The 24,275-nt window shown below is 70.8% G+C and carries 21 protein-coding genes; 9 read left to right on the plus strand and 12 right to left on the minus strand.

Features of this window, described 5'->3' with window-relative positions:
- The first annotated feature begins 93 nt into the window (after positions 1–93).
- The gene (locus ACTMTI_RS21965; RefSeq protein WP_441122321.1) at positions 94–2,088 is read left to right on the plus strand and encodes a glycosyltransferase family 2 protein; all 1,995 of its coding nucleotides are present in this window, start codon (positions 94–96) and stop codon (positions 2,086–2,088) included.
- Here the strand turns inward: ACTMTI_RS21965 and ACTMTI_RS21970 are convergent.
- From ACTMTI_RS21970 to ACTMTI_RS21990, 5 genes are read right to left on the minus strand one after another with little or no spacing between them, the layout of a single operon-like run.
- Positions 2,081–3,223, minus strand: coding sequence for an alpha/beta hydrolase family protein (locus tag ACTMTI_RS21970; protein ID WP_441122322.1), 1,143 nt, complete (start codon positions 3,221–3,223; stop codon positions 2,081–2,083). The two genes, ACTMTI_RS21965 and ACTMTI_RS21970, sit on opposite strands and share 8 nt — an antisense overlap.
- Entirely contained in the window at positions 3,223–4,221 is a 999-nt protein-coding gene (locus tag ACTMTI_RS21975) for an alpha/beta fold hydrolase (protein ID WP_441122323.1), read from the minus strand. Before ACTMTI_RS21975 ends, ACTMTI_RS21970 begins: the two co-directional genes overlap by 1 nt.
- Positions 4,218–5,492 (minus strand): MFS transporter, encoded by a 1,275-nt coding sequence (locus ACTMTI_RS21980; RefSeq protein ID WP_441122324.1) that lies wholly within the window; start codon positions 5,490–5,492, stop codon positions 4,218–4,220. Before ACTMTI_RS21980 ends, ACTMTI_RS21975 begins: the two co-directional genes overlap by 4 nt.
- Positions 5,493–5,523: 31 nt before the next feature.
- Complete coding sequence (locus ACTMTI_RS21985) at positions 5,524–7,524, minus strand: helix-turn-helix domain-containing protein (protein WP_441122325.1); 2,001 nt, start codon at positions 7,522–7,524, stop codon at positions 5,524–5,526.
- A 16-nt stretch (positions 7,525–7,540) separates the two neighbouring features.
- Positions 7,541–8,293 carry an SDR family NAD(P)-dependent oxidoreductase gene (locus ACTMTI_RS21990; protein WP_441122326.1) on the minus strand — a complete coding sequence of 251 codons (753 nt, stop codon included), beginning with the start codon at positions 8,291–8,293 and terminating at the stop codon, positions 7,541–7,543.
- 240 nt (positions 8,294–8,533) lie between these two features.
- On the opposite strand from ACTMTI_RS21990, the gene trpD reads away from it, so the two are divergent.
- The gene (gene trpD, locus ACTMTI_RS21995; RefSeq protein WP_441122327.1) at positions 8,534–9,580 is read left to right on the plus strand and encodes an anthranilate phosphoribosyltransferase; all 1,047 of its coding nucleotides are present in this window, start codon (positions 8,534–8,536) and stop codon (positions 9,578–9,580) included.
- 1 nt (position 9,581) lies between these two features.
- On the opposite strand, the gene ACTMTI_RS22000 is transcribed toward trpD, so the two are convergent.
- From ACTMTI_RS22000 to ACTMTI_RS22010, 3 genes are read right to left on the minus strand one after another with little or no spacing between them, the layout of a single operon-like run.
- Entirely contained in the window at positions 9,582–10,967 is a 1,386-nt protein-coding gene (locus tag ACTMTI_RS22000; RefSeq protein WP_441122328.1) for a class II fumarate hydratase, read from the minus strand.
- A 30-nt stretch (positions 10,968–10,997) separates the two neighbouring features.
- Positions 10,998–12,869 (minus strand): protein kinase domain-containing protein, encoded by a 1,872-nt coding sequence (locus tag ACTMTI_RS22005; protein WP_441122329.1) that lies wholly within the window; start codon positions 12,867–12,869, stop codon positions 10,998–11,000.
- 35 nt (positions 12,870–12,904) lie between these two features.
- The gene (locus ACTMTI_RS22010) at positions 12,905–14,011 is read right to left on the minus strand and encodes a serine/threonine-protein kinase (protein ID WP_441122330.1); all 1,107 of its coding nucleotides are present in this window, start codon (positions 14,009–14,011) and stop codon (positions 12,905–12,907) included.
- A gap of 823 nt (positions 14,012–14,834) precedes the next feature.
- Between ACTMTI_RS22010 and ACTMTI_RS22015 the strand changes: the two genes are divergently transcribed.
- The gene (locus ACTMTI_RS22015) at positions 14,835–15,029 is read left to right on the plus strand and encodes a DUF5999 family protein (protein ID WP_441122331.1); all 195 of its coding nucleotides are present in this window, start codon (positions 14,835–14,837) and stop codon (positions 15,027–15,029) included.
- A gap of 56 nt (positions 15,030–15,085) precedes the next feature.
- Here the strand turns inward: ACTMTI_RS22015 and ACTMTI_RS22020 are convergent, their stop codons facing one another.
- Both ACTMTI_RS22020 and ACTMTI_RS22025 read right to left on the minus strand, forming a co-directional pair.
- Positions 15,086–16,738 carry a fumarate hydratase gene (locus ACTMTI_RS22020; RefSeq protein WP_441122332.1) on the minus strand — a complete coding sequence of 551 codons (1,653 nt, stop codon included), beginning with the start codon at positions 16,736–16,738 and terminating at the stop codon, positions 15,086–15,088.
- 27 nt (positions 16,739–16,765) lie between these two features.
- On the minus strand, positions 16,766–17,698 hold the full coding sequence (locus tag ACTMTI_RS22025) for a DMT family transporter (RefSeq protein ID WP_441122333.1): 933 nt from the start codon (positions 17,696–17,698) through the stop codon (positions 16,766–16,768).
- Between the two features lie 68 nt (positions 17,699–17,766).
- Here ACTMTI_RS22025 and pdxR point away from each other — a divergent pair, with 68 nt between their 5' ends.
- The 3 genes from pdxR to ACTMTI_RS22040 are packed head-to-tail and all read left to right on the plus strand — an operon-like array spanning position 17,767 to position 20,959.
- Positions 17,767–19,167 carry a MocR-like pyridoxine biosynthesis transcription factor PdxR gene (gene pdxR, locus ACTMTI_RS22030; RefSeq protein WP_441122334.1) on the plus strand — a complete coding sequence of 467 codons (1,401 nt, stop codon included), beginning with the start codon at positions 17,767–17,769 and terminating at the stop codon, positions 19,165–19,167.
- Positions 19,168–19,217: 50 nt separating this feature from the next.
- Positions 19,218–20,156: a Gfo/Idh/MocA family protein gene (locus tag ACTMTI_RS22035; protein WP_441122335.1), complete on the plus strand. Its 939-nt coding sequence runs from the start codon at positions 19,218–19,220 to the stop codon at positions 20,154–20,156.
- On the plus strand, positions 20,153–20,959 hold the full coding sequence (locus ACTMTI_RS22040; protein WP_441122336.1) for a TIM barrel protein: 807 nt from the start codon (positions 20,153–20,155) through the stop codon (positions 20,957–20,959). Before ACTMTI_RS22035 ends, ACTMTI_RS22040 begins: the two co-directional genes overlap by 4 nt.
- A gap of 116 nt (positions 20,960–21,075) precedes the next feature.
- On the opposite strand, the gene ychF is transcribed toward ACTMTI_RS22040, so the two are convergent.
- Positions 21,076–22,152 (minus strand): redox-regulated ATPase YchF, encoded by a 1,077-nt coding sequence (ychF, locus tag ACTMTI_RS22045; protein WP_441122337.1) that lies wholly within the window; start codon positions 22,150–22,152, stop codon positions 21,076–21,078.
- Positions 22,153–22,426: 274 nt separating this feature from the next.
- On the opposite strand from ychF, the gene ACTMTI_RS22050 reads away from it, so the two are divergent.
- The 3 genes from ACTMTI_RS22050 to ACTMTI_RS22060 are packed head-to-tail and all read left to right on the plus strand — an operon-like array spanning position 22,427 to position 23,841.
- Positions 22,427–23,035: a TetR/AcrR family transcriptional regulator gene (locus ACTMTI_RS22050; RefSeq protein ID WP_441122338.1), complete on the plus strand. Its 609-nt coding sequence runs from the start codon at positions 22,427–22,429 to the stop codon at positions 23,033–23,035.
- An 11-nt stretch (positions 23,036–23,046) separates the two neighbouring features.
- Positions 23,047–23,577 (plus strand): DUF4245 domain-containing protein, encoded by a 531-nt coding sequence (locus ACTMTI_RS22055; RefSeq protein ID WP_441122339.1) that lies wholly within the window; start codon positions 23,047–23,049, stop codon positions 23,575–23,577.
- A 24-nt stretch (positions 23,578–23,601) separates the two neighbouring features.
- Complete coding sequence (locus ACTMTI_RS22060) at positions 23,602–23,841, plus strand: exodeoxyribonuclease VII small subunit (RefSeq protein WP_441122340.1); 240 nt, start codon at positions 23,602–23,604, stop codon at positions 23,839–23,841.
- A gap of 19 nt (positions 23,842–23,860) precedes the next feature.
- On the opposite strand, the gene ACTMTI_RS22065 is transcribed toward ACTMTI_RS22060, so the two are convergent.
- The gene (locus ACTMTI_RS22065; protein ID WP_441122341.1) at positions 23,861–24,274 is read right to left on the minus strand and encodes a nitroreductase family deazaflavin-dependent oxidoreductase; all 414 of its coding nucleotides are present in this window, start codon (positions 24,272–24,274) and stop codon (positions 23,861–23,863) included.
- Position 24,275 lies beyond the last annotated feature (1 nt).

Consider the following 24,275-nt stretch of genomic DNA (forward strand, 5'->3'; position numbering starts at 1 on the left):
TCTGGCTAAAGGGGCACAGGCACCGGTCAACTTTCCTTCTGTAATCGGCAAGCCGCCGTGCCCGAATCGTCCGTACGGGCGCAGGCTGACGCCATGGGTGTGAAGGTCAGTGTGATCGTCAATGTCCACAATCCGGGTGGCACCGCCGACGAGTGCATCCGCTCCGCGCTGGAGCAGACGATGCCCGCGGACGCCTACGAGGTCATCTTCGTAGACGACGGGTGCACGGACGGGATCGCGGAACGCCTCGACACCATCGCGGCGGCCCGCGACAACGTCCGGGTGTTGCATCTGCCGCGCGCGGGCTCGCCGCTGCCCGGCCGCAACGTCGCCCTGGTGGCGGCGAGCGGCGACTACGTCTTCTTCCTCGACCAGAGCGACCGGCTCGAACGCGACGCGCTCGCCCGCATGCACGAGCGCGCCGAGGAGACCGACGCGGACGTGCTGATCGGCCGCCTGGTACGCGACTGCGGATCGCCGATGATGGCCTTCGCGCGCAGCACGGCGCGCGCCGACATCCTGCGTGACCGCCTGCTCACTCTGCTCGTCCCGCAGCAGCTCTTCCGCCGCGCCTTCCTGGAAGATCACGGACTCACCTTCAACGTGTCCGGCGGCCGGCTGGCCGAGCAGGCGTTCGTGATGCGGGCGTACCTGCACGCCAAGGTGATCGCCGTGCTCGCCGAGCAGGTGTGCTGCCACCTCGGCGAGCGCCCGAAGGCCGAGGAAGATCCGGACGCGCTGGTCAAGGAGCTGAACGCGCTGCTCGCCGACGTCGACACCGACGTCGGCGAGGGCCGCCAGCGCGAGCGCATCTACGGCCACTGGTTCCGCTACGCCGTCCTGCGACCGCTGCTGACCGGCAAGTTCACCGACGCCCACGTTGACAGGGACGCCTACTTCCGCCTCGCGCAGGAGCTCGTGGCCGAGCGCTTCCCCGAGCGGCTCGACCGCTACCTGCCGGTCCAGCTCCGCGCGGTGGCCGCGTTCGTCCGCAAGGGGCGCCTGGACCAGATCGTGTCACTGGCCAAGTCCTCCAAGCGCGCCGCGCTGCACGCCGACCTGACCGAGATGCGCTGGGACGCCCACGTCCTGGTGCTCGGGCTGACCGTGGAAGTCCTGGAGGACGACGGCCGGCCCAGCACGTACCGCACCGACGGTGATCGCCTGCACTGGATCCCGCCACGCGTACTCGACGCCAAGCTGCTGGACGAGAGCGTCACCGACGTGACGACGGCCGTCGAGCGGGCCAATATCGAGGTCTACGTCCGCCACGCCGAGACCGGTGTTGTGCACTTTCTGCCGCTGGCCCAGCGCATTGAGGTTGTCCAGGACGGCAACCGCCGCGCCCGGGTGCACATCAAGGGCGAGCCCCGGCTCGACGTGACCACCGCGGCGCTCGGCGAGCCGCTCGGTCCGGGCCAGTGGGAGGTGCACGTGCGCATGTTCGACGGCGCCAATCACGCCAGGAGCCGGGTGAGCTGCCCGGACGGGCCGCTCAACTGCCTGGGCGTGCTGGCGCGGCAGCCCAGGACGCGGCTGGTGGTGCCGTGCTGGAGCGACCAGGGCGAGCTGGGCCTGGTCGTCGAGCCCCGCTCGTTCGCCGAGTCGATCGCGCTGGTGTCGCCGGGGGTGGAGGTCAAACAACTCGACGGGCACGCCTACATCGTGCTGCCGGTGCCCTACGTGCCGCCGAGCGGCGGCCCGCCGCTGGAGCTGGTGCTGCGCAGCACCGGGCGGCGCGCCCGCGAGGTGTGCGTTCCGGCGCTGGTCGAGGCCGGGGTGCCGGGCAAGGTCGCCGGACAGCTCGTGGCCAGGGTGCCGGTCAAGCGGCTGCTGCCGGGGGCGGACCACCTCGGCCCCGGCGGCTGGCTGTCGTCGTTGCGCTCGGCGGAGGAGGAGACCGACCTGCGCTTCGCCCTGGAGGTGCGCAGAGGCAAGGCCGAGGTACGCCCCGCCGCCGCTGTCGACCCCCAGCGGCGCTCGTCCCTGGACAGGGACACCGCGCCGCGCAGGATCGGCCGGCGGCTGCCCGGCTCGCGGCTCGTGACGCGCCTGGCCCGCGCGGGGAGGCGTCGCTACCTCAGCTGACCCAGCCCTCCAGCTCCTCGAAGGCGTTCCCGAAGACGGGCAGCATCGGCTTCAGCCGGTCGGGGTAGACGTCCACCAGGCTGTCCAGGTGGTTGCCGCCCTCGACGCGGTAATAGCGGAACGGCCGGTGCGGTCCGACCATGTCCGCGTACACGTCGGAGTCGCGGGAGATCGGCAGCAGCGTGTCGAGGGTCCCATGGATGGTGATCAGCGGCTTGGTGATCCTGCCGGTCAGCGCGATCTTCGCCACCGCTTCGTAGGGCCGGCGCTCGGCGTAGTCGTAGTCGGCCGCCGTGCCCCGGTAGGACGGGTCCAGCTCCTTCTGGTAGAGCTGCTGGGTGAGCTCCCAGTAGTACTGCCGGTGGAACGGCCACAGGAACTCCGAGCCCGCCGCGAATCCTGCCGCCCGCACGCCGGCCTCGTCCGGATACGCCTTCAGCGCCGGCGGCAGGAAGCTCAGCAGGTTGTCGCCCTTGACCCGCCAGAGCGTGCCCTCCCAGTCCACGCCGCCGTCGTAGAGCCACCCGCGGTTCTCCAGCTGCCACCTGACCAGGTAGCCGCCGTTGGAGATGCCGGCCGCGAACGTACGCCGCGGCTTGGCGCCGTACCGCTGCCTGACCACGGCCTTGGCGGCCACCGTCAGCTGGGTGACGCGGTCGTTCCACTCGGCGATGGCGTCGCCGGGGCGGCGGCCGTCCTCGTGGAAGTTCACACCGACGTTGCCCTTGTCGGTGGCGGCGAACGCGTAGCCCTTCGACAGGACCCAGTCGGAGATCGTGTAGTCGTTGGCGTACTGCTCCCTGTTGCCCGGGGTGCCGCTGACGACGAGGCCGCCGTTCCAGTCGTCGGGAAGCCTGATCACGAACTGGGCGTCGTGGTTCCAGCCGTGCGTGGCGTTGGTGGTGGAGGTGTCGGGGAAGTAGCCGTCGATCTGGATGCCGGGCACGCCGGTCGGATTGACGGTGGCGGCCGAGTGCAAGCCGGCCCAGTCGGCGGGATCGGTGTGCCCGGTCCTGGCCGTCCCCGCGGTGGTCAGGTCATCGAGCCTGGCGACGACCTGGTGCTCGGCACCGGGCACCGTGAGCTCCGGGGTCGACGTGAGCAGGCTCGCCACCAGAGCGAGCGGGATCAGCATCAAATCCCCCTGAGGTGGTCGGCCAGCACGCGCTGGAACGCGGCGGGGTGCTCCAGATGCGGGCTGTGGCCGCAGTCGTCGAACACGACCTCGCGGTACGGCCCGTAGCGCTCCAGCACCGCCCTGGTCTGGGTCACCATCGGCTGGGCCGGTGTGCCGGGGGAGCCGGGGACCACGCCGAGCGCGCCCAGGTGGGCCAGGTCGAACAGGGACGCGTCCGAGACGATCACATCGTCGGCGCCCCTGATCCACAGGATGGGCGGCTTGGGGTCGATCGCGTCGAGGTCGTCCAAGCGGAAGTAGGTGGGGGCCAGGGCGTTGAGCACGCCGCGCTTGCCGGGGGCCACGCCCGGCCATGCGGTGGAGGTGGCCGCGTCGCCCGGGTAGTGGTCCTCGCCGACGCGGGTGGTGAGCATCGCGCTCACGTAGAAGTCCTCGTCGGGGACCGGGTGCTTGACGTAGGCGGAGCGGAAGACATTCCGGGGCGACACGGGAGAGTCATCCGACATGTCGCCGGCCTTGAGCCGGGCCACGAAGTCCGGGTTGGCGCCTCCGGCGCCCGCGCCCGTGCCGTCCGCGTGCGTGAGGCGGCCGTCCGGGCCCTCTGTGCCGCCGTAGCCGTACGGCGAGACCGGGTTGACCAGGGTGAGGCTCCGGACGGCGGCCGGCCGGTCGTGCAGGGCCTGCAGCGCCACGCCGCCGCCCATGCTCCAGCCCACCAGGTGCACTCCGTCCAGGCCCAGCGCGTCGATCAGCTCGATCACGTCGTCGGAGTAGTCCCGCAGGCCCCGCGTGGCGTCGACGGGCGCGGGATCACTCTCGCCGAACCCGCGCAGGTCCACCGCGAGCGGGCGGTAGCCGTCCGGCAGCGCGGCCATGCTGTCCCGCCAGAACGCGGCGGAGGAGACGTTGCCGTGCACGAACAGCACGGGCTCGCCGGCCGTCCTGCCCTCGACGGTCAGGACGTGCTGGGTGAGCCTCGGCGTAGGGACCTTCATCGCGTGCGGACCCCTTCTGCCAGGTCGCGGCCCTGGGTCTCGCGGGAGGTGATGATCGCGGTCAAGGTGACCACCGCCGCCAGACCGAGGTAGAGCGAGATGGGCAGGCTGCTCGAGTACGCCTGCAGCAGGGCCACCGCGATGATCGGGGCCAGTGCCCCGGCCAGGATCGCTGACAGCTGCGCGCCGATCGACACGCCGGTGTAGCGCATCCTCGTGCCGAACAGCTCAGAGAAGAACGCCGCCTGCGGGCCGTACATCATGCCGTGGAAGAGCAGGCCGACGGTGACGGCGAGGGTGATCGCCAAGAAGTTGCCCGTGTCGACGAGCGGGAAGAACGCGAAGATCCATATTCCGATGCCGGCGGCGCCCGCCATGTAGATCGGGCGGCGGCCGACGCGGTCGGACAGCGCGCCCCACATCGGGATCGTGACGAAGTGGATGGCCGAGGCGATCAGCACCGCGTTCAGCACCGTGGAGTTCGGGATCTGATTGGCCTTGGCGTAGGTGATGACGAAGACCGTGAGCAGGTAGAAGGAGATGTTCTCGGCCATGCGCGCGCCGATCGCGGTGATCACGTCCTTCCCGTGGTGCTTCAGCACGCCGACGATCGGCGCCCGCTCCTCGGGAGGGGCCTGCTGGAACACCGGCGACTCGCTGATCGACAGCCGGATCCACAGGCCGATCAGCACCAGGACGCCCGACAGCAGGAACGGCACCCGCCAGCCCCACGACAGGAACGCCTCGTCGGACTGCCAGGCGGCCAGCGCCGCCAGCACGCCGGTGGCCAGCAGGTTGCCGCCGGGGGCACCGGCCTGCGGCCAGGACGCCCAGAAGCCGCGCCGGGCGTTGTCGCCGTGCTCGGAGACGATCAGCACCGCGCCGCCCCACTCGCCGCCGAGCGCGAAGCCCTGCACCAGCCGCAGCGCCGTCAGCAGCAGTGCCGCGGCCGGGCCCAGGCTCTCGTACGTCGGCAGGCAGCCGATCAGGAACGTCGCCGCGCCCATCAGCAGCAGGCTGACGACCAGCAGCGTCTTGCGCCCCAAGCGGTCGCCGAAGTGGCCGAAGACCAGGCCGCCGAGCGGGCGGGCGACGAAGCCGACGGCGTAGGTGAGGAACGACAGCAGCGTGCCGGTCAGCGGATCGGAGTCGGGGAAGAAGAGCTTGTTGAACACGAGCGCGGCTGCCGAGCCGTACAGGAAGAAGTCGTACCACTCGATGGTGGTGCCGATCAGGCTCGCGGCGACGATCTTCTTGATGGAAGTGGCCATGCCGGTCACGCTAAAGAGTGACCGGCATCACTCATATGGAGTCCGGGACCACAGTCTGTGTGACGGATGTGTGGCCGAGGCGGTGCAGGCGGAGCGCGAGCTGGATCTCCAGCGCCCGCTCCGGCTCCAGCCAACCGTCGCCGAGCAGGCTGCCGACCCGGTCCAGCCGTTGTGTGACGGTGTTGACGTGGATGTGCATGGCCTCGGCCGTACGGGAGGGCGAACCGCCGGTGCCGAAGTACGCGGCGAGCGTGTCGGCCAGTGCGGTGCCTCTGCGGGCGTCGTAGTCGATCACGGCGCCGAGCACCCGGTCGACGAAGCCGTGCACGTCGCGGCCGTCGCCGATGAGCAGGCCCACGAAGCCCAGCTCGGCCGCGCTCGCGCCGTCCCCGGCCCGCCCGAGCGCGATCAGCGCCTCCGCGCACCGCCGCGCCTCCTGATACGCGCCCGCGACGTCTCCCACCCACGCCCCGGCCACGTCACCGGCCCGCGGCCCATCAGCCGGCCTCCGCCGGTCACCGGCTCCTGGGCCTTCCGCGCCTTTGGGAGCGGCCGTCGCAGGGCCGCGGCGGGGGAGGGACGGCCCCGGGCTCGGGGAGCCGATCGGGGACGCGCCCGCGGTGGCCGGACTGTGCAGCGACGTGCTCAGCTCGGCGGCCGCGCGCCGGGCGATGGCGCCCGCGTCCGAGCCGGGCACCAGCAGCACCACCTCGTCACCCCGCCCAGCGGCCAGCCCATGGCGCATCGTGGCCTGCGACGACGCCCAGAACGCGGCCCGCTCCCGCTGCCCGCCGTGCTTGACCACCACCACGACGTGCGGCGCGCCCAGATCCACCCCGAGCCGCCGCGCCCGATCGGCCAGGCCGGGGGAATCGGGCCGCGAGATCAGGTCGTCCAGCAGCTCGCCCCTGACCCGCCCCTCGGCCTCGGCCACGCTCCTGCGGAACAGCAGCAGCAACGCGCACACCAGCGCCGCCCGCTCCAGGATCCGCTCGTCGGCGTCGTCACTACGCAGGATGAGCGTGCACAACGGCTCCCCGCCGACGTCCACGGACGCGATCAGCAGATCGCCCCTGCGCACGGTACGTCCAAGCGCCCTGGACGCCTGCGCCGCCTCGAACACCCCGGAGTCGAGCTCGCCCACGTCGCCCGTGATCGGCCTGCCCAGGTCGTCGAGCACCGCCAGCGACCCGCCGAGCACGTCGGTCACCACGGCGGCCACGTCCTCGATCCCGCCGCCGCGCAGCACCAGCGAGGTCATCCGGTCGTGGGCCAGCGCCGCCCGCTCCACCGCCGCGCCGTGCTCCCTGGCCGTCTTGTGGGCCTGGGACAGCTCCTCCAGCGCGTTCCTGGTCTCCTGCAGCAGCCTGGCGTTGTCGATCGCGACGGCGGCGTGCGCGGCCAGGCTGGCCAGCAGCGACACCTCCTCCTGGTGGAACGGCCGCGCGCTGCGGTTGGCCGCCATCAGCACGCCGATCACCCGCTTGCCCAGCCGCAGCGGCACGCCCAGGATCGCGACCAGGCCCTCCTCTTTGACGGCCTCGTCGATGTGGTCCTTGTGCTGGAAGCGGGCGTCGGCGAAGTAGTCGGCCGTCGAGTACGGCACCGCCGTCTGCGCCACCAGCCCGCCGAGCCCCGCCCCCATGGCCAGCCGCAGCGCGCGGAACTTGGCCGAGATCGACCCGTCGGTGACCCGCATGTACGTGTCGCCCTGCGCGGGGTCGTGCAGCGTCATGTACGCGATGTCGGTCGCCAGCAGCTGCCGGGCCCGGTGCACGATGGCCTCGAGCACGGCGTCGAGGTCGCGCAGGGCCGCCAGGTCGCCGGCGGTGTCGTACAGCGCCGACAGCTCGGCCTCGCGCCTGGCCCGTCTTTTGAGCAGCGCGCGCACCGCCAGCGCCGCGACCTTGGCCTGCTCCAGCTCCTCGATCGCGGCCGGGTCCGCACCCCGCGCCCTGGCCTCGATGATCGGCCCCTCGAACTCGACCGCCGACGCCTCCCTGGCCAGCAGTTCGAGGAAGCGGGTACTCATAGGCTCACTCGCACCACTACCGCGCAGTCCAGCCGCCGTCCACCGGCAGTGACACGCCGGTGATGGACGCTCCGCCGGGGCCGCAAAGATAAGTCACCAGCTCGGCGACCTCCTCCGGCTCGATCAGCCGCTTGATCGCGGCCGGCTGCAGCATGATGGTCTCGACGACCTCGTCCGGTTCGATGCCGTGCATCCTGGCCTGGTCGGCGATCTGCGCCTCGACCAGCCCGGTACGCACGTACGCGGGGGAGATGCAGGTCGAGTTCACCCCATGGGGCGCCCCTTCGAGCGCCACGACCTTGGAGAAGCCCTCCAGCGCGTGCTTGGCCGTCGTGTACGCCGACTTGTACGGCGAGGCACGCAGCCCGTGCACGGACGAGATGTTCACGAACCTCCCCCAGCCTCGGGCGTACATGCCGGGCAGCACCCGCCGCGCGATCAGGAACGGCGCCTCGACCATGACCCGCAGCATCGTCGCGAACACCTCGGGCGGGAACTCCTCGATCGGCGCCACATGCTGGAACCCCGCGTTGTTCACCACGATATCGACCGGTTCGTCCGGCAGCGACTCCACGAAGCCGGGGTCGGCCAGATCGGCCACCACGGCCGTGCCGCCCAGCTCCGCGGCCACCTTCTCGGCGGGCTCGGCCCGCAGGTCGACGACCAGCACCCTGGCTCCGGCCGCGGCCAGCCGCCGGGCGCAGGCCGCCCCGATGCCGCCTCCTGCCCCCGTCACCAGCGCGGTCCGCCCAGTCAGCTCCTTCGCCATACCCGGCACCCTAGGCGCTCGCCACATCGGGACGCATGGGTGCGGACGACATAGATCGGTGATCCGCTATGTGGATCACCCGATCTGCTATCTTTGGACGCATGATCGCGTATTCGCTCCAGTGGTGGCCCGCCTCCTAGGCGGACCCGCAGCGCATACGCATTCCGGCCGCCTCGACGAGGCGGCCGTTCGCATTCCGTGCGCGCCCCCGTCGAGCTCTGACGAAAGGGGCGCTCCACGATGACCAGCACCAAAACCACCTGGCCCGAACTCCTCAGCCTGCTGCTCGACGGCACCTCGCTCACCTCGCGCCAGGCCGCCTGGGCCATGGAACAGATCATGTCGGGCGCGGCGACGAACGCCCAGATCGCCGCGTTCGCCATCGCCCTCCGGGCCAAGGGCGAGAGCGTGGCGGAGGTGTCCGGGCTGGCCGACGGCATGCTCTCCCGATCGGCCGCGATCAGGGTCTCCGGCGACCCGGTGGACCTCGTCGGCACCGGCGGCGACCGCGCCAACACCGTCAACGTCTCCACCATGGCCGCCATCGTGGCCGCCGCCGCGGGCGTGAAGGTGGTCAAGCACGGCGGCCGGGCCGCCTCGTCCAAGTCAGGCGCCGCGGACGTGCTGGAGGAACTGGGCGTGGTCATCGAGCTGTCGCCCGCCGACGTGGTCAGGATCGCGAACGAGATCGGCATCACGTTCTGCTTCGCGCCCGCCTTCAACCCGGCGCTGCGGCATACCGCGGCGCCGCGCCGCGAGCTGGGCGTACCCACGGTCTTCAACTTCCTGGCCCCGCTCACCAACCCCGCCCTGCCCCCCGCACAGGCGGTCGGAGTGTTCCACGCCGCGATGGCTCCCGTCATCGCGGGCGTGCTGGCCAGGCGCGGCGGCTCCGCGCTGGTCTTCAGGGGCGACGACGGGCTCGACGAGCTGACCACCTGCGGCTCTTCGACGATCTGGGTCGTACGGCGCGGCGCCGTGACGCGTACCATCTTCGATCCCGCCGACCTGTCGATCCCGCGGGCCCGCCCCGAGGACCTGACCGGCGGCGACGCGCGGCACAACGCGGCCGTGGCGCGGGCGGTCCTCGCCGGCGAGCGGGGCCCGATCCGGGACATCGTGCTGCTCAACGCGGCCGCCGCCGTGGTGGCCGCCGAGGGCGCGCCGCCGGTGGGCGAGCTCACGGCGGCCCTCGCGGGGGCATGCAAGCGCGCCGCCGACGCGGTGGACTCCGGAGCCGCCGCGTCCCTGCTCACCCGCTGGGGACACGCCACGCGGACGGCCTGACCTACGGCCGGGTCATCGAGAGCACGTCGAGCGCGGCGTCGAGCTGGTCCTCGGTCAGGATGCCGGAGGCCACGTGGCCGCGCTCGATGACGACCTCGCGGATCGTCTTGCGTTCCGCGAGGGCCTGCTTGGCGATCCTGGCCGCCTCCTCGTACCCGACGTACCTGTTCAGCGGCGTGACGATGGACGGGGACGACTCGGCGTACTCGCGCAGGCGCGCCACGTTCGCCGTGATGCCGGCCACGCAGCGGTCGGCGAGCAACCGGGAGACGCCGGCCAGCAGCCTGATCGACTCCAGGATGTTGCGCGCGATGACCGGCAGTTGCACGTTCAGCTCGAAGTTGCCGGACGCGCCGGCGAACGTGATCGCCGTGTCGTTGCCGATGACCTGGGCCGCGACCATGGCCGTGGCCTCGGGGAGCACGGGGTTGACCTTGCCGGGCATGATCGACGAGCCGGGCTGCAGGTCCGGCAGGTTGATCTCGCCCAGCCCCGCCCGCGGACCGGACCCCATCCAGCGGAGATCGTTGGCGATCTTGTTCAGTGCCACCGCGACCACCTTGAGCTGGCCGGACAGCTCGACGATGGAGTCCTGTGCGCTCTGGGCCTCGAAGTGGTCGGGCGCCTCGACGAACTTGATGCCGGTCGCCTCGCTGAGCTTGGCGATGGCCTTCTCGGCGAAGCCGGATGGCGTGTTGATGCCGGTGCCGACGGCGGTGCCGCCGAGCGGCAGCTCGACCACATGGACGAGCGCGCCCTTGACGCGGTTGACGCCGTGCTCGATCTGCGAGGCGTAGCCGCCGAACTCCTGCCCGAGCGTGATGGGTGTGGCGTCCATCAGGTGGGTGCGTCCTGACTTGACGACCTCGTCGAACTCCATCGCCTTGGCCCGCAGCGCGGTCGCCAGGTGCTGCAGTGACGGCACCAGGTGGTAGATGACCTCGGTGGCGGCGGCGACGTGAATCGAGGTGGGGAACACGTCGTTGGACGACTGCGAGGCGTTGACGTGGTCGTTGGGATGGACGGGCCGGCCGAGCCGCTCTTCGGCCAGCGAGGCGATGACCTCGTTGGCGTTCATGTTGGACGAGGTGCCCGAGCCGGTCTGGAACACGTCGATGGGGAACTGGTCGTCGTGCTCGTTGTCGGCCACGTCGGCGGCGGCCTGCGCGATCGCCTCGGCCATATCCTTGTCGATCACGCCCAGCTCGCCGTTGACCTCGGCGGCGACCGCCTTGATCAGGCCCAGCGCGGCGATGTGGGACGGCTCCAGCGGCCGGCCCGAGATCGGGAAATTCTCCACTGCCCGCTGGGTCTGCGCGCGCCACCTGGCGCCTGCGGGCACGCGCACCTCGCCCATCGAGTCATGTTCGATCCGGAACTCGCTCATGACTTCCAGTCTGGACCACGGACTCCGCGATCAGCTGGAGAAGAGTGCCACGATGAGCACGGCGATCACCACGGCGGCCGCGGCGGCCACCGCCATGAGCACCAGCATGCCGTTGCGGTTGCCCGTTGGGGCCTGCTCCGGCTGCCCGGCGATCGCGAACAGATCCGTGCCGAGGCCCTTGCTCTGGTGCGGCCCCTGTCCTTGGTGGGGCGCGCCCTGCTGGGGGTTGTGCGGCATCGGCTGCTGCGGCATCGCGTGCTGCTGGGGCATCGCCTGGTGTTGCGGCTGTTGCATCGGCGGGTAGACCTGGTGGCCCGGCGATCCGCTCTGCGGCGTCTGGATGCGCGTGGTGACGATGGCGCCCTCGTCGCCTCCCGGCCGCTTCGGCGGCGCCGGATTCCCCGGGAACGGCCCCTTCGGACGCATGACGCTGACCGTACGCTCGGGGTCGAAATCCCCCTCGGCGGGCGGCGCGCCGTGCGGGTTGCCGGGTCCGCCGGCCTGCGACATCGGCGCGGTGCCCGGCCCCGCCTGGCCGTGCGCCGCGCCTTGCCCCGCTCCGGTGCCCGTACCCGCCGGTCCCGCATTCTGCGCCGGGCCGCCGCCCGGCGTGGCGGGGCCGCGGGAAGCGGCTGCGGGCATCTGAGAAGCCTGCTGCTGCCCCTGCGGCGGATGCCCCGAGCCGCCGGCGCCCTGCGGCCCCGTCGGCGCGTACGGGCCGCGCACCGGCCCCCGTGGCCCCGGCCCGGGCCCGTGAGGCCCTTGCGGCCCCGATACCGGCCCGTGTGGCCCGGACGTGGGTCGCTGCCCACTCGGCGCTCCCACCGGCCGCTGCCCCGGTCCGCCCGCTCCTGGTCCACCCACGCCCGGTCCGCCCGCTCCCGGCCCGCCCATGCCCGCCCCGCCGGGGCCCTGCATGCCCCGGTCGTGGCCGCCGGGCCCGCCCGGGCCCTGACCGCCCGGTGCGCCAGGCCCGGCATGGGCCGGGCCGGCGGGGTTGTTCGAGGTGCCGAACGGATCGGGCAAAGCGGCCTCCTGCGCTATCAGAGCCTCGGCCGTGAGCACCGGCATCTCGCTCGTCGGGGTGTCGGCGACCATGCGCAGCAGGGTCTCCGCCTTTGCAGCGCCGAGCCGCTGCCGGTAGTCCTTGTTGAGCAGCCCGTTCAGCACGGGGCGCAACTGCCCGGCCTGCGTCGGCGGGTCGGCGCTCTCGGTGAGCAGTGCCGCCAGGGTCTCGGCGATGGTGGACCGCTCGTACGCCGGCCGCCCCTCGACGGCGAAGTAGAGCGTCGCGCCGAGCGACCAGATGTCCGACTCGGGACCGGTGTATTCGCCTCTGGCACGTTCCGGGGCCGTGTAGCCGGGCGATCCGATCACCATGCCGGTCTTCGTCAGCCTGGAGTCGCCCTCCGCCTTGGCGATGCCGAAGTCGGTCAGCACCACGCGGCCGCTCTCGGTGATGAGCACGTTGCCCGGCTTGACGTCACGATGGGTGATGCCCTGGGCGTGCGCCGCCCGCAGGGCGCCGAGCAGGTCGACGCCGATCTCGGCCACGAGCCGCGGTGGCAGCGGGCCTTCCTCCTCGATCACCTGCTCAAGCGAACGGGCTTCGATGAGCTCCATGATGATCCACGGGCTGTCTTCCTGGATCAGCACGTCGTGGATGGAGGCGACGGACGGATGGTTGATCCGCGCGGCGATGCGTCCCTCGCGGACCATGCGTTCGCGCAGTTCGGCCCGCTGTTCCTCGGTGAGTCCCGGGTCCTGGCGGATTTCCTTGACCGCCACCTCACGCCCGAGCGCGCGGTCGCGGGCACGCCACACGGTGCCCATGGTGCCCCGGCCGAGGGGGGCGATGAGCTCGTAGCGATCCGCGAGCAGGCGTGTCTGCTGTTCCGGCATGAGAAGAAGATATCGATTCTCGCTTGGGAAGTGCTTTACCCTCGCTTGCGAAGTTCTCTTGGCCAGAACCGTCGAGGAAGGCACAACTTTATCACCGTCGCTTTGAAACGGGCATAAGCCGACGGCGTAGGCCGTGGTTCCACGCGCCTCCTGTGCACGCCCTCACCGGGTTTGCGTTCGAGCCGCGGCGCGGGCACGGGCAGCGCTGTCGTGATGTCCGCCCGGTGCATCCCGCGGTGCCCGGGCCTGCGGGTGAAAGAGGGCGGTGCGGGCGCGGGCCCCGGACGTGCGGTTTTGCGCGGGGTCAGCGGTTCCTCGGCCGTGCCGCCCGCGGCCACCCTGGCCAGCATGAGCGAGGCGCGTACGGAATCCAGCCTGGTCTGCGGGTCGATCCTGAGCAACGCGTCCAGCACGGGGGCCAGCGGCCCCGCCTTGGTCATCGGGATGGGCTCGCCACTGGTCAGCGCCGCGAGCGCGGCCGCGGCCGTACGGCGGCCATGCAGGCCCCTGCCCTCGACGGCGGTGTAGAGGGTCGCGCCGAGCGACCACAGATCCCCCGCGGGGCTGGCCTTCGAGCCGAGCACCCGCTCCGGGGCGATGTAACCCGCGGACCCCAGGACGATCCCCGCCTGGGTGATGGAAACGTCACCTTCCAGCGCGGCCAGGCCGAAGTCGGTGAGCACCGCGCGGTCCTCCGTCACCAGCACGTTGCTCGGCTTGACGTCGCGGTGCAGGATCCCCTTGGCGTGCACGGCCCGCAGCGCGCCGAGGATCTGCCGGCCGATCTCGGCGACCCTGCGCGGCTCGAGTGGGCCCGCCTCCTGGATGAGCTGCTCCAGGGACTTGGCCCGGAGCAGCTCCATCACGATCCACGGGCGGTCGTCCTCGGTGACGACGTCGAAGACAGTGATGACCGACGGATGCGCGACCATCGCGGTCGCCCGCCCCTCGCGCTCGGTGCGCGCGCACAGCTCGGCACGCAGCTCCTCGTCGAGCACGGTGGGCAGCCGCACCTCCTTGACCGCCACCTCCCGGTTGAGCAGCTCGTCATGCGCCCGCCAAACGGTGCCCATGCCGCCGCGACCGACCGGCTCCACAAGCCGATAGCGCGCGGCGAGTAGGTAACCGGAGGGCGCACGCATGCCTGGCAGCTTACCTATTTGTGTAAACCGACCAGTAGAGGCGTGGCCGATAAATTGTTGCGAACTTGAGTCAGCGAGTCTGACTCATCACGTCAGCAAACCTCCAGGTCACATCCGTCCAGTTGAGGAGGTCCGGAGTTTCTCGACGTAGTCGGGGGCACGACGTGGTGACACCGAAGGTAGCGCGCGGTATCAGGCGCCGGACACGAGCGGCGGCATGGTGTTCGTCCTCACATTGTCGTGGCGGCCCGTGATCTGCCCGACGACGAGCCCGCAGGGGCTCTGGGACGTCGTCGCGGTGGTCCGACCATGTTGGAGACGTCCCGAAGTGTACGGGATCCCGTGCTGTCGGCGGGTTCCCTGGGCGGCGGCGTGGGCCCGGCCCTTGGCCGGTTCGGGGGTGTGCACGATCCCGCGGCCCGCGCGTACGCGTTCCCGCAGCTCATGGGCGGTGGTGTGTCGGCGAACACATCCGCGCCGTGCGGAAATGTGCATGATGTCGAGATGGGGCACTTTCAGGGGAGCTTGAGCGCCGTCAGTGAGTTGTAAGGGCGCCGAAAGGGGGCGGGAGCATGGTGAAACCACAAGAGAAGGCGACTCCCGGAGACGACCGGAAAATGTCAGAGCGAATCGTCACACTGGGTGTAACGCCAAGGCTTCACAAGTAACGGCAGACCAGAGAAGGACGTGATGAAGATGCGCCAGACACAGCTTCGCCGCCGGCCGAAGAGGCCGGCAGGAGCCGCGCTGGACCTTCGCACGCCGTCGGGGCGCCACCTGCCCTTTTGACCCCCATTCCACAGCGCAATCTGAGAGGTGCGCGATGTGCAGTCACTACCCCGCTTGCCCTAGTGCCGACGCTCCGGACCGTGAGGCGTCACATGTGATCTCGGCCCACCCCGACCAGGGCTGGAGCCTGTTGTGCAACGGTGTCGTGCTGTTCGAGGACACCGGCCTGCTGTTGCCCGACGGCACCGTCGTGGCCCCGCACCGGGAGCCGATGCAACTGGCCGCGTAAAGGCCCATTGACGCAGGTGCCGAGCGGTGCCCGGCACCTTCCGCGGCACCCGCCGCTCAGCGGCGCCCGATCGCCAGGACCGGCCCCGTCCGATCGGTGAAGAAGTCGTCGCCCTTGTCGTCCACGACGATGAAGGCCGGGAAATCCACCACCTCGATCTTCCAGACCGCCTCCATCCCGAGCTCGGGATATTCGAGCACCTCCACCTTCTTGATGCAGTCCTGTGCCAGCCTGGCCGCCGGACCGCCGATGGAGCCCAGGTAGAAGCCGCCGTACTTCTGGCAGGCCTCCGTGACCTGCTTGGACCTGTTGCCCTTGGCCAGCATCACCATCGAGCCGCCCGCCGCCTGGAAGCGCTCGACGTAGGAGTCCATCCGCCCGGCCGTCGTGGGCCCGAACGAGCCAGAGGCGTAGCCCTCGGGCGTCTTGGCCGGTCCCGCGTAGTAGACCGCGTGGTCCTTCAGGTACTGCGGCATCTCGCCGCCGTCGTCCAGCAGCTCGGCGATCTTCGCGTGCGCGATGTCGCGCGCGACCACGAGCGGGCCGGTGAGGGACAGCCGCGTCTTGACCGGGTATTTCGTCAGCTCGGCGAGGATCTCCTGCATGGGGCGGTTGAGGTCCACCTGTACGACGTCGTCCGACAGATGCTCGTCGGTCGTCTCCGGCAGGAAGCGCGCCGGGTCGGTCTCCAACTGCTCCAGGAACACGCCCTCCGGCGTGATCTTGGCCAGCGCCTGGCGGTCGGCCGAGCACGACACGGCGATGGCCACCGGGCAGGACGCTCCGTGCCTGGGCAGGCGGATGACGCGGACGTCGTGGCAGAAGTATTTGCCGCCGAACTGCGCGCCGATGCCCAGTTTCTGTGTCAGCTCGAAGACCTTGGCCTCCATCTCCAGGTCCCTGAATCCGTGCCCGGACGCCGATCCCTCGGTGGGGATCGAGTCGAGGTAGCGGGCGCTGGCGTATTTCGCGGTCTTGAGCGCGTATTCGGCGGAGGTGCCGCCCACGACGATCGCCAGGTGGTACGGCGGGCAGGCCGCGGTGCCCAGCGAGCGGATCTTCTCCTCCAGGAAGGCCATCATGCGCTTCTCGTTGAGTACCGCCTTGGTCTCCTGGTAGAGGAACGACTTGTTGGCCGAGCCGCCGCCCTTGGCCATGAACAGCAGTTTGTACTCGTCCGGGTGACCGTGCGGGTCCTCGGCGTACAGCTCGATCTGCGCGGGCAGGTTGTTGCCGGTGTTCTTCTCCTCCCACATGGTCAGCGGGGCCATCTGGGAGTAGCGCAGGTTGAGGCGGGTGTAGGCGTCGTACACGCCTTGAGCGATGTGCTCGGAGTCGCGCCCGTCGGTCAGCACGTGGCGGCCGCGCTTGCCCATGACGATCGCGGTGCCGGTGTCCTGGCACATGGGCAGCACGCCGCCGGCCGAGATGGAGGCGTTCTTCAGCAGGTCGAGTGCCACGAAGCGGTCGTTTCCGCTGGACTCCGGGTCGTCGACGATCTTCCTGAGCTGGGCCAGGTGGGAGGAGCGCAGGTAGTGGGAGATGTCATGGACGGCCGTCTCGGTCAGCAGCCGCAACGCCTCGGGCGCTACCTCGAGGAACGTTCGCCCAGCCGCCTCGACCTTCCGCACCCCCTCCGTCGTGACCAGCCGATATTCGGTCTCATCGGCTCCCAGCGGCAGCAGGTCGGTGTAGTCGAACTCACCCATGTCCATCCTTTCGAGGTCCCCTAGAGATTACGCTCCTCCCTCCGCCCGTATCGCCCCACCTCGGTTCGTCGCAGGGACAGGTTCCTTCGCCGGGCGAGCATCATGATCGTGATCGCCGGCGCGCCGCCGGGCGGTGAGGCCCACGAGGATGCCCGCGATCACCAGCCCCGCCCCCAGCAGGTCGTACGCGGACGGCATGGCGATCCCGAGCACCATGCCCGTGATGATCGCGCCCACGGGGATGAGTCCCGCGAACAGCCCGGCCGGCCCGGGTCCGAGCTTGGGCAACGAGCTGTACCAGAGGAAGAACGCCACGACCGTGACGACGATCGCCAGATAGCCGAACCCGAGCACCTCCGCCCCCGTCGGCACCCGGAACATGCTCGTCCCCTCGTCGGCCAGCCCGACCACGACCAGCATGGGCACGGCCAGCACCGTCGAGTACGCCGACACCCTGATCGCCCCCAGCTTCGGCAGCAACGGCATGGCCAGCAGGGAGAAGCTGACCTCGCCCACCAGAGCGCCGAGCGCCCACAGCAGGCCGGTCAGGTTGCCGCTGCCGAGCCCCGTGGCGAGCGTCGCCCCCGCCACGACCACGCTCGCCCCCATCAGAACCCGGGGCGCGGGGCGACCGCCGGCCAGCGCGAGCGCCAGCGGCACGGTGCCCAGCACCGTCCCGACCAGCGCGGGACCCGAGGCCCGGGTGGACTCGACCACGCACACGTTGAAGATGACCAGGCCGAGCAGGGTGAGCCCGCCGAGGCACAGGCCCTCGCGCAGCGTCAGCCTGACGAACCGCAGGCGCAGAACCCTCGTTATGAGCAGCAAAATGACCGCCGCGACGAGATACCGCACGGCCTGTCCGCCGTATATGGGGTACGCGCCGACGAGTCCCGACACCCCGGCCAGCGTCCCCACCAGGAACATGGCCGAGGCGGCGCCGATGATGCCGTTTCTCATGCGAAGAAGGCTAAGGAGAGAATGGTCCGGACAAACAGTCCAATGTCCCGCCGGAAGACAGGGCCAATATGGCTGATCTCCATATCCAGATAAATCGCGAGGAGGGGGGCATAGCTGGGCAGATCGCTTCCAAGCTGCGCGACTCCATCCGCGGCGGCCGCCTCGCGCCCGGCACCCGCCTGCCCGCCACCCGCGACCTCGCCCTCGACCTGCAGGTCTCCAGAGGCGTGGTGGTGGAGGCGTACGAGCAGCTCGTCGCCGAGGGCTTCCTGGTCTCCCGGGTGGGCGTGGGCACCCAGGTGACGCCCAAGAACACGGCGGGGGCCACCCGGCGGCCGAAAGCCGCCGCGCCGGTCCGCGCCCGGCCGGTGCGCCGCGCGCCGAGCGCCCCCTACTACGGATACCGCCCCACCTCGCCCGACCTCGGCCACTTCCCCAGGGAGCGCTGGCTCGCGGCGGTACGCCACGTGCTGACCACCATGCCCTCGGACGCTCTCGACTACGGCGACCCCGGCGGGGTTTCCGAGCTGCGCGAGGAACTGGCCGGCTATCTCAGGAGGGTCAGGGCGGCCGACGTGCGGCCGGAGAACCTGGTCATCGTCGGGGGCGTGGCCCAGGGGCTGAGCCTGGTCCTGCACGTGCTGTCCCAGGACCGGCCGCTGCGGCTGGCGGTGGAGGACCCGACGAGCCACCGCCAGGTCCCCCTGCTCAGGCGGGCGGGCGCGCACCTGGTGCCGGTGCCCGTGGACGAGGAGGGCCTGGACGTGCGGCGGCTGAGCGGCGACACCGTCCTGGTCACGCCCGCGCACCAGTACCCGACCGGCGTGGTCCTGTCGCCGTCCCGCCGCGCCGCCCTGATGGAATGGGCCTACGCGGGCGACCGCGTGATCCTGGAGGACGACTACGACGCCGAGTTCCGCTTCGACCGCGATCCCGTCGGCTGCCTGCAGGGCCTGGCCCCGGACCGGGTGATCCTCTCCGGCAGCGTCAGCAAGGCCCTCGCCCCCGGGCTGCGCCTGGGCTGGGTGGCCGCGCCCGCCGACCTGGCCGAGGCCATCCGGCGCGCGCGGGGCGAGCTGGACCTGGGCTCGCCGGTCATCGAGCAGTACGCATTGGCCCATTTCCTGCGTACCGGTGGCTACGACAGGCATCTGCGCCGCATGCGCAGGGAATATCGCCGCCGCCGGGACGCACTGGTCACCGCGCTGGCGGAGGAACTGCCGAAGGTCCAGGTCAGGGGCATCGAGGCGGGGCTGCACGCGTACCTGGAGCTGCCGGAGGGATGGGACGAGCAGGAGGTGGTGCGGATCGCGCTGAGCCTCGGCGTGTCCGCCGAGCCGGTCGGGCCGATGCGGACGTCGCCGGGGCCGCCGGCCGTCGTGGTGGGGTTCGCGCGGCTGCCCACGTACAAGGCCGCGGAGGCCGTACGAGGGCTAAAGGTCAGAATGTCAGGACAAATAATTGACTGAGGAAGCACGACTCGCTTAGAAAGAAATCCGGACCCCGGATTGGAGGCGTCATGCGCGTGGGACTGCTGGGCCTGGGCCGGATCGGAGCCTTTCACGCCGCCACCCTGGCCGCGCATCCGCTGGTGGACGAGCTGATCGTGGCCGACCCCGTGCGCACGTCGCCGTACGGCAGGCCGGGGGATCCGTTCGAGTCGGACGCCGTGGTGATCGCCACCCCGACCAGCACGCACGCCGAGCTCATCATCAAGGCGTGCGAGCGGGGCATCCCGGCCTTCTGCGAGAAGCCGGTCGCGGGCACGGTCGCCGAGACCGTCAAGGTGCTGGAGGCCGCCGAGGGCGGCAAGGTGCAGATCGGGTTCCAGCGCAGGTTCGACCCGGGTTACGTGGCGGCGGCGCTCGCGGTGCACGGCGGCGAGCTGGGTGACCTGCACCGCGTCCACATGATCACGGCCGACCCCGCGCCCCCGCCCGCCGAGTACATCCCGCTGTCCGGCGGCATCTTCCGCGACTGCCACATCCACGACTTCGACATCCTGCGCTGGGTGACGGGTCGCGAGGTCGTGTCGGTGTACGCGCGGGGGGCCAACCGCGGCGCGGCGTTCTTCAAAGAGGCGGGCGACGTGGACACCAGCGCCGCGCTGCTCACGCTGGACGACGGCACGCTGGTCACCCTGCAGGGCTCCCGCTACAACGGCGCCGGGTACGACGTGCGCATGGAGCTGGCGGGCACCAGGCGCACCCAGGCCGTCGGCCTGAGCCCGCGCGCCCCCCTCCACACGACCGAGGGCCCGCCGAGCGGGGAGCAGCCCTGGCCGGACTTCGTCACCCGGTTCGAGACCGCCTACCGCAACGAGATCGACGCCTTCCTGACCAGTGACAAGAGCCTGTGCCCGATCGAGGACGCGCTGGCGGCGCTCTACGTGGCCGAGGCCGCGGACCTGTCGCTGCGCGAGGGCCGCCCCGTCGAGGTCGCGGAGGTACGCCGATGAAGATCGCCGGAGCCCCCATCTCCTGGGGCGTGTGCGAGGTCCCCGGCTGGGGCCACCAGCTGGACCCCGAGCGGGTGCTGTCCGAGATGCGGGAGCTCGGCCTCACCGCCACGGAGCTCGGCCCTCAGGGCTTCCTGACGCCCTCCCTCATCGACCGGTACGGCCTGCGCCTGGTCGGCGCGTTCGTCCCCGTCGTGCTCCACGACCCGGACCACGACCCGCTGCCCGGCCTGCCGGACGAGGGGACGCTCGTGCTGGCCGCGGCCACGGGCGCCGACGGCTACGACGTACGCCCGGAGCTCGACGCCACCGGCTGGGCCACGTTGCTGGCCAACCTCGACAGGATCGCCGCCGCGCTCGGCCCCAGGGCCGGCCTGCACCCGCACGTCGGCACCATGATCGAAACCCGCGACGAGGTCGAGCGGGTGCTCGGCGGCAGCTCGATCCCGCTCTGCCTGGACACCGGGCACCTGCTGATCGGCGGCACGGACCCGGCCGAGCTGGTCAAGGCGGCCGCGTCCAGGATCGCTCACGTGCACCTGAAGGACGTGGACGCCCGCATCGCGGGCCTGGTCGGCAGCGGCCGGCTGACGTACACGCAGGCGGTGCGCGAGGGCGTCTACCGCCCGCTCGGGCAGGGTGACGTGGACGTCGCGGGCATCGTGACCGAGCTCGGCCGCAGCGGCTACGACGGCTGGTACGTCATGGAGCAGGACGTCATTCTCACCGGCCCCGGCGACCGCCCGATCGAGAACGTCCGGCAGAGCCTCGCCTATCTGGACGGGCTGCTGGGGGTCGGCTGACGGGACCTGATGGTGGTCGGCAGGGCGCGCTGCTCCACCCGCCGGACGACGACGTGGCGCCCGCGGTGGACACGGCGGTCTCCATGATGGAGCCCGCCTGATCCCGCCGCGGCCGCTCACACGTTGAAGCGGAACTCCACCACGTCGCCGTCGCGCATCACGTAGTCCTTGCCCTCGATGCGGGCCTTGCCCGCGGAGCGGGCGGCGGCGATGGACCCCACGTCGACCAGATCCTCGAAGGAGACCACCTCGGCCTTGATGAAGCCGCGCTGGAAGTCGGTGTGGATCACGCCGGCCGCCTCGGGCGCGGTGGCTCCCTTGCGGATCGTCCAGGCCCTGCTCTCCTTCGGCCCGGCCGTCAGATAGGTCTGCAGGCCGAGCGTCTCGAAACCGACCCTGGCGAGCTGGCGCAGGCCCGACTCCTCCTGGCCGACCGACTGCAGCAGCTCCAGAGCCTCCTCCTCGTCGAGCTCGACCAGCTCCGACTCGATCTTGGCGTCGAGGAAGACCGCCTCGGCCGGGGCGACCAGCGTGGACAACTGCTCCCTGAGTGCGGTGTCACCCAGCTCGTCGGCGTCGAGGTTGAACACGTAGAGGAACGGCTTGGCCGTCAGCAAGTGCAGCTCGCGCAGATCCTCGCCGTCCAGGCCGCTCTCGAAGACGGTCTTGCCGGTCTCCAGGACCGCCAGCGCGGCTTCGGCGGCCTCCAGCGCGGACTTCTTGTCCTTGTTGTGGCGCGCCTCCTTCTGCAGGCGCGGGATGGCCTTCTCGACCGTCTGGAGATCGGCCATGATCAACTCGGTGTTGATCGTCTCGATGTCGCGCTTGGGGGAGATCTCGCCGTCCACGTGGGTGACGTCCGGGTCGGTGAAGACGCGGATGACCTGGCAGATCGCGTCGGTGTTGCGGATGTTGGACAGGAACTGGTTGCCCCTGCCCTGTCCCTCCGACGCACCCTTGACCAGGCCCGCGATGTCGACGAACTCGACCTTGGCGGGCAGGATGCGCGCCGAGCCGAAGATCTCGGCCAGCTTGGGCAGACGGTCGTCGGGCACGCCGACGATGCCCACGTTGGGCTCGATGGTGGCGAACGGGTAGTTCGCGGCGAGCGCATTGCCGGTCTTGGTCAGCGCGTTGAACAGCGTGGACTTGCCCACGTTGGGCAGGCCGACGATTCCGATGGACAGGCTCATGCGACGGACCCCGCCGGTCGTAGGAGTCTGTGACTGCTGTTTCTGATGGCTTCCTCGCTTCGCTCGCTCGATGCTGTGAGCAAGCTGCTGTGTCTGTGGGTTCGCTCGCTTCGCTCGCGCACGTACAGCGAGTTTATCGAAGGTGGGCGGCGGACCTCGGCCCGTACACATTTGCCGGGGTCCTGGAGGGCCGGACGTCGGTAAGCTTCGACGTGCGCCTGCGTGGCGTCGTGCCTCACCATGGAGCATGGCGCCGCTCCGTGGAGGAGATCGAATGAGCGATGTGGAAGCCGCGGTGGCTCAGCCGCGCACGTCCGAGCGGGGTGCTGCCACGCGCAGTTCGCTCCTCGCCGCCGCCAGGGAGGTCTTCGTCTCCAAGGGCTTCGCCGAGGCGGGCGTGACCGACGTGGTGGCCAGGGCCGACGCGAGCGTGGGCAGCCTCTACCACCATTTCTCCGGCAAGGCCGACCTCTACCTCACTTTGTTCGAGGAGTGGCAGGGCAGGCAGTCGCAGCGGACCAAGCAGGCCGCCCGCGCCGCCCGCGCCGCCGGCGAGAGCGACCCGATGGGCGTGTTCATCAGCGCCGCCCGTGCCTACTTGGAGGGGTGCCTGGAGGAGCGTGAGCTCGCCGCGCTGTTCCTGCGCGGCGACGGCCCGCCCGGTTTCGACGTGGTCATGCGCGACCGGCTGCGCAAGTGGGCGCAGCGCAACGCGGCGCTGTTCGAGAATCAGCCGGCGCTCGTCGTGGTGATCACCGGCGCGCTGGCCGCCGCCGTCTCCGAGGTGGTGCTCTCCGGCGATCGCGGCCTGGCCGAGGAGGCTCTCGCCATCATCGGCCAGATCCGCCCGGCCGCTTCGGCGACCGCCCCCTCCAGCGGGTAACCTCGCCAGGTGTGCAACGGTTCACTCAAGGTTTCTACGGCTACGCGGTAGCCCTCTTCGTCTGCCTCGCCGGGGTAGGGCTGTTCCTGCTGGTCACGCCGCAGAGCCGGGAGCAGCACATCCCGCGTCTCGACTATTCGATCACGGTCGCGAACTTCGGCCACGCGGTCCCGTACGGGGTGTGGGCCCCGCAGCGGGACCCGGCGGGCTGGGTGCCCAACAGCAACAGGATCGCCAAGGGCGAGAACGGCGCCCAGGTCCTCTACCTCGGCTTCGCCACGGCCAAGCAGCAGCACGCGATGTTCGCGCAGAGCAACGAGCAGCCGGCCGCCGAGTTCGCCAACCGGATGGCCAACACCGACAAGGCCGTCGGCACGCAGCAGGTCGGCGGGGTCACGTGGGAGCAGCGCTACCGCGAGGACAAGAACCAGCGCTCGCTGGTCCGCGTCCTGCCCGACGTGACGCTGGTGATCACCGGTACGGCCGACTGGCCCGAGTTGGCCGAGCTGGCCGGCACGCTGCGGCAGCGGCCCCAGGGCTAGCCGGGCACGTCTAGGGTGGTTGCTGTGGCAGCAGACGAGAAGACACCCTCATACGAGCAGGCCCGCGAGGAGCTGACCGAGGTGGTGCGCCGCCTGGAGACGGGCGGGCTCACCCTGGAGCAGTCGATCGAGCTCTGGGAGCGCGGCGAGAAGCTGGCGGCCGTCTGCGAGGAGTGGCTCCAGGGCGCCCGGGTCAAGCTCGCCGCCGCCATGGCCAGACGAGCCGAGCCCACTTCGGGCCACGCCGAAGACGCCCCCTTCTGAGGGCCCGTCATCCCCTACGTCAGGCGTCCTGGGGGAGCAGCGCCACCACGGGGATGCGGCGGCTCGTTTTGGCCTCATACTCGGCGAAGCCCGGCGCCTGAGCCACCATCCGGGCATAGAGCCGGTCGCGCTCCTCGCCCTCGACGAAGACCGCCTTGACGGCGAACGCGTCCGTCCCGATCTCCGCCGTCGCCTCCTGCGCGGCCCGCAGGTTGTGATACCAGGCCGGGTGGTTGTCCGCACCGGCGTTCGAGGCGATGATCACGTAGCGATCGCCGTCCGCCAGATACATCACCGGGGTCGTGGTCGGCTTGCCGCTCTTGGCTCCCGTGGTCGTGAGCAGCACCAGCGGTGCGCCCTCGAACATGCCGCCGACCCGGCCCTCGTTGGCCCGGAACTCGTCGATGATCTGCTGGTTGAACTCGTTGGGCATC

Origin of the sequence: Nonomuraea sp. H19, assembly GCF_052068215.1 — a bacterium.
In the GTDB taxonomy this organism is placed as follows: domain Bacteria; phylum Actinomycetota; class Actinomycetes; order Streptosporangiales; family Streptosporangiaceae; genus Nonomuraea.